This window comes from Actinopolyspora lacussalsi (assembly GCA_030803735.1).
Lineage (GTDB): Bacteria > Actinomycetota > Actinomycetes > Mycobacteriales > Pseudonocardiaceae > Actinopolyspora > Actinopolyspora lacussalsi.
This window is the reverse complement of sequence record JAURUC010000001.1, coordinates 1694125-1706561: the sequence shown is the minus strand read 5'-3', so window position 1 is coordinate 1706561 and position 12437 is coordinate 1694125. Positions and strand designations below refer to the sequence as shown.

Genomic DNA, 12437 nt, shown 5'->3' with positions numbered 1-12437 from the left:
AGAATGTGGTAACCGGCACAACACGACGGCCGCGGTTGGACACTGTTCGTAGTGAATTCCTCGTTAGGGTGGCGGTACGTGTCCACCCGGTGCGGTGCCGTGTGGTCGAGGTCGGGGAGTTTCGTGGCGGGACCGCTGGTGAGGTTCCGTGTCTCGGGACAAGCGACGCGTCCGATTCCGCGCGACCGCCGGGTGGTGCCGAACACCGCTCCGGGCCCTGCCTGGGCCCGTCAGGAAGCCGGACCGACCAGCCCGCCCACGACCAGTCGTCGTCGCAGCCACCAGGGGGACCGGTTGAACAGCTCGGTCATGGCCTCGCGGCACTCCCGGGGTGAGGCCAGTGGTGTCAGGAACGCCCGCTGTTTCCGGGGCGGCATGTCGAAGAACACGTCGAAGAAGTCCGGAACCATTCGCGGCGGCATCGCCAACAGTCCCTCGGCCGCGCACAACCGCAGCCGTCGCGTGGTCAGTGCCGGAAGTGGCCACAACACCGAGCGGGCGTCCCGAGCCGCCGTGACCGGATCCCGCTCCAGACCGTCACTCAGGGCCGCGGCCACGAGCGGCGCCAGCTGCAGCACACCGGCGACGCTGAAACCCGTGGTCGGGTGTATCAGGCCGGCGGCGGCGCCGAACGGCACCGTCGCGAACGGGACGGTGCGCTGCCGCTCGGGCACCGGATCGTCCAGTCGGAACCGCACTCGCTCCTCGGGGGGTTGGCCGGGTGCGGTCACCCCCGCAGCCCGCAGCCGGGCCCACAGCCGTCGACGCAGCGTCGCCAACGGAAGTCCCGGACGACGCGCCAGGGCGGTCTCCTCCAGCAGCGTTCGGTCACCCGGCAGCGGGACGGCGTAGAGGAAGCTCGGCCACGGATCGTCGTTGGAGGGTGGCTGTCGCCAGTCCATGAACACGCCCCGGCCCGCGCCGACCAGTCGCTCGGCGTGCTCGTCGGGAAGTACCGCCCCCACGGCGGTCTGTTCGCTGGCCACCCGGTCGACGCGCCCACCCGAGAGGACCCGGTTGCTGCCCGACGCGTCCACCAGTACCGCCGCGCGCAGTTCGCGCCCGTCCCGCAGCCGCACCGTGCGTCCGGCCGTGTCGTGTTCGGCCTCGCGGACCGTGCCGGTGACCTCGCGGATCCCGTCGCGGTGCAGCAGCCGCCGCAGTGCCGGGTTGTCCAGTACGCAGTACTCGCCGTGCAGCAGATGCGGTCGCGTTCCCACCGCGGTCGTCCTGCTCGTGGTGCGCGCCACCGCGGTTTCCGCTACCGCGGTGGGCAGCTCGTCCCGCCAGCAGGCATAGGTGTTCGGCCACGGTCGCCGCGGCGCGGGGTCGACGAGGGTGACCCGCAGTCCGGTGTCGGCACAAGCCGCGGCCAAGGCTCTGCCCGCCGGGCCGCCTCCAACCACCAGCACGTCCACCATGCGTCCATCAGATCACGGCGATTCGCGGGAGGGTAGCCGGTGGTGGACGCGCTAGCGTTGCGGTATGGATCCCCAGCCGCCGTCCGGGCGAACCGCGCGGCGCGGCCACCTCGTTCGTACCGCGGCGGAGCCCGCTCACGTCGCCCAGCCGTACGATCTCGCGGCGAGCCCGTTCCGGGCCGACCGGGACCGCATATCCGGCTCGGCGTTCTTCGCCCGCCTCGGCGGCGTGACCCAGGTCGTCAGCCCGAGTGGATCCGGACTGTTGCTGCACAACAGGTTGACGCACAGCCTCAAGGTCGCCCAGGTGGCCAGGGCCGTCGGGGAGAGCCTGTCGGATGATCCCGAAAGTCGGGCCGCCGTGACGCGGCTCGGCGGATGTGATCTCGACGTGGTGGAAAGCGCGGGCCTGGCGCACGATCTGGGGCATCCGCCGTTCGGCCATCTCGGCGAGCGGGTGCTGGATCGGATCGCGCGGGAGCGCTTCGGGCTCGTCGACGGTTTCGAGGGCAACGCGCAGACCTTCCGGATCGTCAGCAGCATCGACGTGCGCGGTGGCGGCGGGGACGGTCTCGACCTGACAGCCGCGGTGCGGGCGGCGCTGCTGAAGTACCCCTGGACCCGGCTCGCGGCACCCGATCCGCGTTCGCTGCCGTTGCCGCCCCGTGGCGCGTCCGAACCGGAGGACGCCCCCGGCACTGGTGCCGCCAAGTTCTCCGCCTACATCACCGAGCTCGACGACATGCTGGACTGCCGGGCCCCGTTCGCAGCGGCGCTGGCGGGTTGGCAGCAGACCGTCGAGGCATCGGTCATGGACACCGCCGACGACATCGCCTACGCCATCCACGACCTGGAGGACTTTCACCGGGTGGGGATCCTGCAGCACGCGACGGTGTCCACCGAACTGACCGAATGGCTCGGCAGGGCGGCGGAACTGGCGAGGTTCGACGACGCCGAGCTGCGAAGCCGGTCCGAAGCCCCGGGGTACTCGCTGGAGAGCCTGCGCAGGCGCCTGCATGTCAAGGACTCCTGGATCGCCGCCGACGACGCCTTCGTCGGGGCGGTCAAGAAGGTGCAGTCCGACCTGGTCACCAAATTGCTGGAACAGCCGTTCGACCGTTCGAAGCAGGCCGAGCGTGCCGTCGCGGCCTTCTCCGGAACCTGGACGCGTCGACTGGTGCGTGGTGTGCGGGTAGAGCTCGACCCGACCACCCGTTCCGGACACGTCGTGCTGGACCGCGAGCAGTGGCACGAGGTGCAGATACTCAAGTTCGTGCACCGCCGGTTCGTGCTGCAGCGCCCCGATCTCGCGCTGCACCAGCGCGGTCAGGACCGGTTGTTGAGCAAACTGGTGCAGGCGTTGGACGAGTGGCTGATCGACCGTAGCGAGTCCGCCAGGCTGCCGCACCGGTTGCGCGATCTGTTCGAGCACGCAGCCGTCGAACTCGACGCGGTCCGACGCGACGATCCCATCTCGCTGCTTCCGCGCTCCGAGCGGTCCTCGGCCGAAGCCCCCGACCGGGAGCAGCTCGAACGGATGGCCCGGGGGAGGGCCGTCATCGACTTCGTCGCCTCGCTCACCGACGAGCAGGCAGCCGCCCTGCTGGAATCGCTGTCCGGCCGCACCACGCAGCTGTGGTCCGACACCTTCGTGCTCTGAGCGGCCCGCTCCCGGACGCCTCGGTTCCGGGAAGGCCCGAGCGGACAGTATGATCCCCGAACCGTGAGCAGCAGGGTGCGGCAACTACCCGGCGGCGGTAGAGCGGTGGAGGTGGAACCGAATCGGCTGGCCGGTTGGTTCGAGCGGTTCGGGCGGCGCCACGAGGGGGTGGCCCGGACCTCGGAAGCGGCCGACGTCGTACGAGTGAGTGCCGTCGACGGCGCGGAAGCCGTGGTACGGGTTCCGTTCGGCGGACTGGCCGAGCCGGGTGGTGAGGCCGAGGGGCTCGCGATATCCGGGCTGCTCGAACACGTCTCGCGTTCACGACGGCTCGGCCTGGTCCTGGTGCGGCACGGGGCGCACAGCATCGGTGTGGTGCGGGACGGCGAGGTCGTGTCCTCGACGACCGATCGCCACTACGTGCAGGGGCGGACCAAGGCCGGCGGCTGGTCCCAGAAGCGCTACGCGCGCAGGCGGGCCGGGCAGTCGCGCAAGGCGGTGAGTTCGGCCGCCGAGGCCGCCGCGGAACTGCTGCTTCCGGTGCGCCGGGAGCTGGACGGCGTCGTTCTGGGGGGCGACCGCGCGGCGCTGGACGAGCTGACGGCGGACCCCCGCCTGGCCGGGATGCTGGCCGCGGCCGAGCCGCGCGTGCTGGACGTCCCCGAGCCGAGGTTGGCGGTGTTGCGGGAGGCCGCCGGCCGTGCGGTCTCGGTCGAGGTGGAGGTTCGGGAACCGCAGTAGCGGTTTCGCCGCTTCCGTCACCGGGCCGGCTCGGCAACCCGGGTGAACAACCAGAGCAGCTGTCGAAAACCCGTCGCCCGACCGGTATGATTGCGGTGGTTTGTGATCGCTTTCCGTCGCGGCGCGTGTGGTGGACGGACGTCGGTCGTCGTGCCCGGTGTGCCGAGGTCGATGGGGAGTTCCCGCCGCGTGACCGGATGGTTACGGTCCTGTGGGCCGTGGCTTGCCCGTGGTGCGCCCCACAGTACGTGGGCGCTGCCGCGTGCCGTTCGCACCGTGAAGTTTTCCGCTGTCGTGGGGAGTCGTCCCGTGCGGACGCGGCCGACGAGGTTCACGGTCGCGGGGCCGCCGGACGACGGTGCCCACTGACAAGCACGTACGCCGATATGTCTCGATCCGGAGTTTGCGTTGATCTCTGCCAGTGGCCTCGAACTCAGGGCCGGTTCCCGTATCCTCCTCGCGGATACCTCACTGCGTGTTCAGCCCGGTGATCGAGTCGGTCTGGTCGGGCGGAACGGCGCGGGCAAAACGACCGCGTTGCGCGTGCTGGCGGGTGAGGGCGAGCCCTACGGCGGCGAGATCACCAGCCATGGCGAGATCGGTTATCTGCCGCAGGACCCCCGGGAGGGAGACCTGTCGGTCACGGCCAAGGATCGGGTGCTCTCCGCCCGCGGGCTGGACCGGATCCTGCGTGACATGGAGAAGACGCAGTCCGAGATGGCCGAGTTCGTCGACGACTCCGCGCGGGACAAGGCCATCCGCAAGTACGGCAAGCTGGAGGAGCGGTTCGCCGCCCGTGGTGGTTACGCCGCGGAGGGCGAGGCCGGGCGCATCTGCAGCAATCTCGGCTTGCCCGACGGTGTGCTGCAACAGCCGTTGAGCACCTTGTCCGGTGGGCAGCGCAGGCGTGTCGAACTGGCCAGAATCCTGTTCGCCGCTTCGGAGACCGGTCCCGGCGGCGCGTCCAACACCACTCTGCTGCTCGACGAGCCCACCAACCACCTCGACGCGGACTCGATCAACTGGTTGCGGGACTTCCTCAAGGTCCACGACGGTGGTCTGGTGGTCATCAGCCACGATGTCGAGCTCATCGACGCCGTGGTCAACAAGGTCTGGTACCTGGACGCGGCGCGCGGCGTCGCCGATGTCTACAACATGAACTGGCAGCGCTACCAGGAGGCCCGCGCCGACGACGAGAAGCGCAGGCGTCGGGAACGGGCCAACGCCGAGAAGAAGGCGGCCACCCTCAAGGCGCAGGCGGACAAACTGGGCGCCAAGGCGACCAAGGCCGTGGCCGCGAAGAACATGGCGCGGCGTGCCGACCAGATGATCGCCGAGTTGGACGAGGAGCAGCCCACCGAGCGGACCGCCAAGATCAGGTTCCCTTCGCCCGCACCCTGCGGCAGTACACCGATGACGGCGCGGGGACTGTCCAAGTCGTACGGCTCGTTGGAGATCTTCAGCGGTGTCGATCTCGCGGTGGACCGCGGTTCCAAGGTGGTGGTGCTCGGGTTCAACGGTGCGGGCAAGACCACGCTGCTGCGGCTGCTGGCAGGCATGGAGGCGCCGGACGCGGGCGAGGTGCAACCCGGTTACGGTCTGCGGGTCGGCTACTACGCGCAGGAGCACGAGACGCTGGACACGAACGCGACCGTCTGGGAGAACATCCGCACGGTCGCGCCCGACACCTCCGAACAGGAGCTGCGCACCCTGCTCGGCGCGTTCCTGTTCGCGGGTGAACAGCTGCAGCAACCGGCCGGAACCCTCTCCGGCGGGGAGAAGACGCGGCTCGCGCTCGCCGGGCTGGTCTCCAGCGCCGCCAACGTGCTGCTGCTGGACGAGCCGACCAACAACCTCGATCCGGCCAGTCGGGAGCAGGTGCTCGACGCGCTGCGTAGCTTCACCGGCTCGGTGGTGCTGGTCACACACGATCCGGGAGCCGTGCAGGCGCTGGAGCCGGAGCGGGTGATCCTGCTTCCCGACGGCAGTGAGGACCACTGGTCCGAGGAGTACATGGACTTCGTGCAGCTCGCCTGAGCGTGGCTTTCCGGTCTGGTCTCCGGGGAGGGGCGGAAGGGCTCCGCCGTTCCGCCCCGGGCGCACCCACGAGGCCGGTCATGGTTCGGGGTCATCCGCCGCGAGTCGGGCTCGGCCGGTGGTTCGCTCACGCACCGTCCCGTTCGATCATTCGGGCTGTACCGATTCGGTTCGGTGAATGCCGGACTTGACGCGGTTCATTCTCGTGTCCGCGCTCTCACTGAACGGAAGCGCGTGTACCGGAAACGAAATGTTGATCTTGTTTTGTGTCCCGCAATACCTGATTTCCATGATCAATAGGAATATATCTGCCCGTTGGGCGGGATCTGTTGGCAAGGTCGTCTGGCGTTTCCGGCTTTCCTGTTCGATCATTGGCCTGACAGGGGTCGCGAGCGGCCCGACCTGTTCTACGGGGAAGGCGGGGACACAGTGGTTGACCTGAAGAAGGGTGCGCGAATCACCGGAAGCGCACGAGACAAACTGGCCAGTGACCTCAAGAAGAAGTACGAGAAGGGGGCGAGCATTCGTTCCCTGGCGGAGGCGACCGGTCGTTCATACGGTTTCGTGCACCGCGTACTGGTCGAGTCCGGAGTGCAATTGCGGGGGCGCGGTGGTGCGACCCGCTCCAAGAAGAAATAGGTATCCACGGCTGCGGCGTGCCCGGCACGCTGTCGGCACCGGGCACGCCGTGTCCGAACGGTCCGTACCGCGCGGCCTCCGATCGCGGCACCATGATCGGTCTTCTAGGGTGGTTGCCATCCCGACCGCTGGTGTGTAGCGACGGAGGACCCGTTTGACGGAATCGGCAATTGATCCCGGTGTACTGGATCGTGGGCACGTTCGACTGATGTTGCGCGGTTCCCGCGCGACGATCGTTCTCGATCGACCGGATCAACTCAACGCGCAGACGCCGGACACGTGGAAGGCGTTGCGCGAAATCGGACAGAACCTCGCACCCGAGGTGCGCGTCGTCGTTGTCCGGGGGGAGGGGAGGGCGTTCTCCGCCGGGTTGGATCGGCGACTGTTCGAATCCGAACAGGTCGACGGTGCGCCCGGGCTGTTGTCGCTGGCCTCCAGCCCGGTAGAGCAGGGCGACGCCGACATAGCCGCGTTCCAACAGGGATTCAGTTGGTTGCGTGATCCCGAACGGGTGACGATCGCGGCGGTTCGGGGCCACGCCATCGGCGCGGGTTTCCAACTGGCACTGGCCTGTGACATGCGTGTGCTGGCCACCGACGCCAAGTTGCGCATGGCCGAGACCAGTCTCGGTCTGGTTCCCGACCTCGGGGGGACGTTGCCGCTGGTTCGGGCCGTCGGTTACTCCAGAGCCGTCGAGATGTGCCTGACCGGGCGGGAAGTGGACGCCGATGAGGCCTCCCGGGTCGGGTTGGCCAACTCGGTGGTCGAACCCGAGCGGCTGGAGGACGCTACCGATCAGCTCGTCGAGGCGATCACCCGATCGCCCACCGGGGCGGTACGCGAGACTCTCGCGCTGTTGTCCCAGGCGGAGGAGGCCGAGGATCCCGAGCAGCAGTTCGCCGCGGAACGAGCGGCCCAGCTGCGCAGGCTGCGGGAGCTGATGGGTGGTTCCGGCGGCGAGTAGAGCTCCGTCGGAACCACCTGTTCGGACGGTGCGGGCCGTGGAAAGGGAGTCGGGCACGGGCCGCACCGGGCCACGCCTCGGGACGAGCGCGCCCACAGCGGTGGCCGGGTCCACCGGGGCGGCGCCGGCTCGCGACGGTTCTGACCCACTTCGGTCTAGACCAGTCGCGACGCCGGCGGGGAGTCGGTTCATGGTCACTCCCGGCGTGCTTGCCGGTTCAGCGCAGCCGCGGTACGCGCTTGCCGTAGTGCTCCAGCCGCTCGGCGTTGGCCTCGTCACCGCCGGGAACGTTGGAACTGCGCCACCACGGCAGCGAGATGCCGACCTCACCGGCACGTTCGTACGTCTCGACCATGAGCAGATTCCACAGGAATACGTTGGCCAGTGACGACCCCGGTGCCGTAGCCGGTCGCTGTTCGGGGTGTGTGATGTCGCCCGCCGGCACCATGGTGTCCAGCACGACCGTGGCCTGATCCGCCAGCGTGCCCTCCTCCGTGCGGCGCGGGGCTCCCGCCGCCGCGGCGGGTGAGGTCACCGCGATGACCTGTGACCCCTCGCGGCGTGCCGTGGCCGCCAGTTCCACCGGATAGGGATTGATCCCCGAGTTGGAAAACACCACGAGCACATCGGTACCGCCGCGCAGCCCCGATTCCCGGAGCACGTCTTCGGCGAGTCCCTCGCGCCGTTCGGTGGCCGTGCTGGTCGCCGCGCCGTGCAGCGGGAGCAGATCGGGGTGGTACAGCGGGCGAACCGCGGCCAGCCCTCCTGCCCGGTAGAAGCTTTCCAGTACACCGGCGAGGGAGTGCCCCGCACCCGCGGTGAACACGAGACCGTCTGCCTCGACGCAGTCGATCAGCGTTTTCGCCGCCTCACCCAGTGCGGCCCTGTTGTGCTCGGCCGCTCGATCCAGGTCCTGCAGGCTCCGTTCGGCGTGCTTGCGTGCGTGCGAACCGTCCGTCATGCCGTCCTCTCGGCTGGATTCTGGTGTCGTGAGCCGATAATCGCAGCGGAACCCCCGAGGCTGTGCCATGTGTGACAGATCACTCCTCGCTGTGTGTCCCGGCACGTGTGCCGCGAACCCGGCGCCGGTCGTCGGAAACCGGTAGCCGAGCCGTGCGCGGCGTTGTCCACCGTTCGGTGATTTCCGCCGGTGCCGTATCGGATCACTACGTGTACCCACGGTAATCTCTCGAGCGGTCCCGGAGTCTACCGATCTCGCTTCCGATCACCGGCCCGTTCGGTCGCACCCCGAGGCTGGCAGCATGATCGCAACAGCTTGGTGGGTTCTAACGGGTGCCACCAGGGAAACGGGTACACGGATTGGAACACGGAAGGCATGTCGAATCCGCCGTCACACGACGAGCCGACCGCGCCGGGGAATCTCTCGGAGATCTTCGCCCGCTTGACGGATGTGCCGTTGGACCACGTGGACAAGCTGCTCGAGACCACCGAGTCCGTCTACGCGGACCTCAACAGGGTGATGGAACATCCGTACTGGGCGGATCTGGTGTTCCACCAGGGGGCCGCGCTGCGGGCACTGCGAGAGGCCCGGGCCGAGCTCGACGCCTTCCGTGCCGAAGCCGTCGGAGCGCGCAACACCGAACTCGGGATCACGGTCGCCACCGGTGTGATCGGTGACGAACGGGAGTACGCCGAACGCGACGAGCGCAAGCGTGAACTGGTGGAGAAGTTGCTTCGTCCGCCGCGACAGGGCCGAGCCTGCCAGCTCTACGTCTGGGACCGTCCGTACGAGAACGAGGAGGAGCCCGGCCCCTACAGCGGGATTCGGGTCGTGACCTCGGCCGACGACGAGATGGGAGTGCTCAACTACACCGAGGAGGACGAGGAGGGGCAGCTCTCCTCCTGGCAGACCCGTAGCGGTGATCCCGATCCACAGGCCCCCGTGCTGCGTTTCGACCTCGGTAGCCCGCTGGCCTTTCCCGCCGACTCGGTGCTGGGGTTCGCCGAGCTCCGCGCGGCGCTGGACGAGTTCGTCCGCACCGGTGCCCGTCCCGAGTCGGTCCACTGGCAACAGGCCCGCTGGGGACGGTAGTGGGTTCCGGTCGTCGCTGCCCGTCGTCGGACCTCCCGGAGCGCTAGCCCGCGGGAGGTTCCGCCGAGCGAGTAGCTCGACAACCCGACCGGAAGACTTCGATCAGCCGTAGAGCTCCTGCACGGCTCGGGAGGCCACGGTCGTGATCACCTTGAACGTTTTCATCGCCGTGGTCATGTCGGCTGCCTCGAACTCCACCGCACGAGCGCCGGTTCGTTCCACCGTGGGAATCAGTTCGACGGCATCGGCGAGGTGCGTACCGGTGAACTCGAGTTCGATCCGGTGGGTCGAGGTTCTCGGGGTGCCGCGTCCCGCCTGCCGCATGGACAGCTCGGCGGCGGAGCTGATGTCGGATGCGGTGCGTTCCGGCGGCGAGCAGACCGCGGCGTACCTGCTCACGCACTCCTTGACCGCGACCGTGTGGCTGCCCGGGGTGTAGTCCCGCGCGTCCGAGCAGGTCAGATCATCACCGGTGATCAGCAGTACCGGTACCCCGTACTCGGCGGCCAGCGCCGCGTTGAGCCTGCCCTCGCTCGCGTGCGCGCCGTCCAGCCACACCCCGAGCAGTCCGTTCTCCATGTAGGTGTGTGACAGGACGCCGTCGGCACCCGCGCCGGTGTGGTAGCCGAGGAACACCACTCCGTCCACGCCCGAGTCGATACCTTCCATCATCGACAGTGGTTTGTGGCGTCCGGTCAGCATGCGCGCACGCGTGTCGAGTCGCTCCAGCAGCAGGTGCCGTTGGATCGAGTGCGCCTCGTTGACCAGCGTCGCGTTCGCGCCACCGGCCACGAGCCCGGCCACGCAGGCGTTGACGTCGCCGGTGAACAGTTCTCGGAACCGTTGCCAGGCTTCGGTGCCCGCCACCACGTCGTCCGTACCGGTGACACCGGTGGCGCCTTCCATGTCCGCAGAGATCAGGATCCGCACGGTCGTCCACCCTAGACGCCCGGCGCCGTCCCGGGCAGTCCCGAAGCGCGCGTGGCGTTTCGGCGTGCTCGCCACGCCGAACCGGTGAATCATTGACCGGGAACCGTTTCGAGTGGTTAGTTCGTCACTAAGAGCGAAGGGGTGATCACAGTGGGTGTGAGATCTTCAGGGGCTCGGAGAGCGGCCCCACGCGCCCTGCTGCTGATCCTCACGCTGCTTCTCGCGGCGCTGGTGCCCGCCCTCGGGAAGCACGAGCCCGCTACCGCCGCTGATTCCCCGAACGGGGGAGGGGTCACCCTTCGGGTCGGTATCCAGCAGGAATTCGACTCGCTCAACCCGTTCCTCGGGTTCAGCCTCGCTTCGACCGACGTGTTCCGGTTGATCTACCCCACACTGACCACCTACAGCGCCGAGGACTTCTCGGTCGTACCGGAACTCGCCACCGACTGGAAGTCCTCCGAGGACAAGCTCACCTGGACGTTCCACATCAGGCAGGGAGTGAACTGGTCCGACGGAAGGCCCGTGACCGCCCACGACGTGGCCTACACCTTCAAGCGGATGATGAACGACCCCGCCGCGGCCACGGCCAACGGCAACTACGTGGACAACTTCAGCTCGGTGAGCGCTCCCGACGATCGCACCGTGGTGATCCGCACCGAGAGCCCACAGGCCACCATGCGCTCCATCGCCGCGCCGATAGTCCCCCGCCACGTCTGGTCGAGGATCGACAACGTGGCCGAGTTCGCCAACCAGCGGATGCCCGTCGTGGGCAGCGGTCCGTTCGTGGCCACCGAGTACCGTCCCCAGCAGTATCTGACGCTGCGCGCCAACGAGGACTTCTGGCGTGGCGCTCCCACGATCGACCGGCTGCGGTTCGTCAACTTCGAGAACAGCGACGCCGCCGTGCAGGCGCTGCGCAAGGGTGACATCGACGTGGTCCGCGATCTCACTCCCACCCAGTTCGACGCGCTGCGTGGCACCGACGACATCCACCGGGTACGCGGCAAGGGGCGGCGGTTCTTCGAGATCGTGCTCAACCCGGGTGCCGCCAACAGCGCGGGCGATCCCATCGGAACCGGACATCCCGCGTTGCGCGACGCCCGCGTACGCAGGGCCATCGATCGGGCCATCGACCGTGAACGCCTCGTCGAGCGGGTGCTCGGCGGTTACGGAACGGTCGGAGCGGGATACCTGCCCCCCATATTCGAGGACTACTACTGGACGCCTCCGCCGGAGACGAGGCGCCCGTTCTCGATCGAAGCGGCCAACCGGGCGCTGAACGAGGCGGGCTATCCCCGCGGTCCCGACGGAGTTCGCCGCGGCCCCTCCGGCAGGGCCCTGGACTTCGAGTTCGTGCTGCACGGTGATTCGCCCACCGACGCGCTGGTCGGGAAGTTCGTCAAGGAGTGGCTGTCCCGGTTGGGAATCCGGGTAAGGCCGCAACCGGTTTCGGACAACCAGGTCAACCAGCGCACCACGGCCGGTGACTTCGACATGGTGGTCAGCGGGTGGTCGGTCAATCCGGACCCGGACTACGTGCTGCGACTGCAGACCTGTGGTGCCAGGCCCAAACCAGGTGGGGGCGGTCTGCCCGACAGTTTCCTCTGCGATCGGCGTTACGACGAGCTCTACGCCCGACAGCTCGCCGAGTTCGACCACTCCAAACGGGTCGACCTGATCCGAGAGGCACAGCACCGGTTTCACCGGATGGCCACCGGGCTGATCCTGTTCTACCCCAACACGCTGGAGGCGTACCGGTCCGATCGTTTCGAGGGATTCGAGTCGCAACCGTCCGAGGACGGTGTCATCACCGCGCAACAGGGCTACTGGGGCTACTACGGAGCCCGTCCCACCGAGCAGGCCCGAACGGCCTCGGGCGGCGCCGGATACCGCTCGGCGGCCTTCGTCGTCGTCGGAGTCCTACTGCTCGGAGCGATCGTGGTCGCGTCCGTGGCGGCGCGTCGTCGACACACAGCGGAACACCGGGAATAG

At 68.4% G+C, this 12437-nt stretch carries 10 protein-coding genes; 7 read left to right on the top strand and 3 right to left on the bottom strand.

Going from position 1 to position 12437, the window contains the following annotated elements; translation table 11 throughout:
• Positions 1-230: 230 nt before the first annotated feature.
• Positions 231-1421, bottom strand: a complete 1191-nt coding sequence (locus tag J2S53_RS07460) for a lycopene cyclase family protein (protein WP_456240380.1) — start codon at positions 1419-1421, stop codon at positions 231-233.
• A gap of 64 nt (positions 1422-1485) precedes the next feature.
• Here J2S53_RS07460 and J2S53_RS07455 point away from each other — a divergent pair, with 64 nt between their 5' ends.
• The 5 genes from J2S53_RS07455 to J2S53_RS07435 all read left to right on the top strand — a co-directional run bounded on the left by J2S53_RS07455 (position 1486) and on the right by J2S53_RS07435 (position 7462).
• The gene (locus J2S53_RS07455; protein ID WP_456240379.1) at positions 1486-3081 is read left to right on the top strand and encodes a deoxyguanosinetriphosphate triphosphohydrolase family protein; all 1596 of its coding nucleotides are present in this window, start codon (positions 1486-1488) and stop codon (positions 3079-3081) included.
• A 63-nt stretch (positions 3082-3144) separates the two neighbouring features.
• The gene (locus J2S53_RS07450) at positions 3145-3822 is read left to right on the top strand and encodes an acVLRF1 family peptidyl-tRNA hydrolase (RefSeq protein WP_456240378.1); all 678 of its coding nucleotides are present in this window, start codon (positions 3145-3147) and stop codon (positions 3820-3822) included.
• Positions 3823-4230: 408 nt separating this feature from the next.
• Positions 4231-5859: an ABC-F family ATP-binding cassette domain-containing protein gene (locus J2S53_RS07445; RefSeq protein ID WP_456240377.1), complete on the top strand. Its 1629-nt coding sequence runs from the start codon at positions 4231-4233 to the stop codon at positions 5857-5859.
• A gap of 429 nt (positions 5860-6288) precedes the next feature.
• Positions 6289-6498 (top strand): helix-turn-helix domain-containing protein, encoded by a 210-nt coding sequence (locus J2S53_RS07440; protein ID WP_017975887.1) that lies wholly within the window; start codon positions 6289-6291, stop codon positions 6496-6498.
• A 154-nt stretch (positions 6499-6652) separates the two neighbouring features.
• Positions 6653-7462, top strand: a complete 810-nt coding sequence (locus tag J2S53_RS07435; protein ID WP_092973448.1) for an enoyl-CoA hydratase/isomerase family protein — start codon at positions 6653-6655, stop codon at positions 7460-7462.
• A 217-nt stretch (positions 7463-7679) separates the two neighbouring features.
• Here J2S53_RS07435 and J2S53_RS07430 read toward each other — a convergent pair whose 3' ends face one another.
• Positions 7680-8423, bottom strand: coding sequence for a sugar isomerase domain-containing protein (locus J2S53_RS07430; RefSeq protein WP_456240376.1), 744 nt, complete (start codon positions 8421-8423; stop codon positions 7680-7682).
• Between the two features lie 450 nt (positions 8424-8873).
• Between J2S53_RS07430 and J2S53_RS07425 the strand changes: the two genes are divergently transcribed.
• Positions 8874-9515, top strand: coding sequence for an Imm1 family immunity protein (locus J2S53_RS07425; RefSeq protein WP_456242730.1), 642 nt, complete (start codon positions 8874-8876; stop codon positions 9513-9515).
• Between the two features lie 102 nt (positions 9516-9617).
• Here J2S53_RS07425 and J2S53_RS07420 read toward each other — a convergent pair whose 3' ends face one another.
• A complete protein-coding gene (locus tag J2S53_RS07420) occupies positions 9618-10445 on the bottom strand; it encodes a M55 family metallopeptidase (RefSeq protein WP_456240375.1) in 828 nt (275 codons plus the stop codon).
• A 156-nt stretch (positions 10446-10601) separates the two neighbouring features.
• Here J2S53_RS07420 and J2S53_RS07415 point away from each other — a divergent pair, with 156 nt between their 5' ends.
• Positions 10602-12437 (top strand): ABC transporter substrate-binding protein, encoded by a 1836-nt coding sequence (locus tag J2S53_RS07415; RefSeq protein WP_456240374.1) that lies wholly within the window; start codon positions 10602-10604, stop codon positions 12435-12437.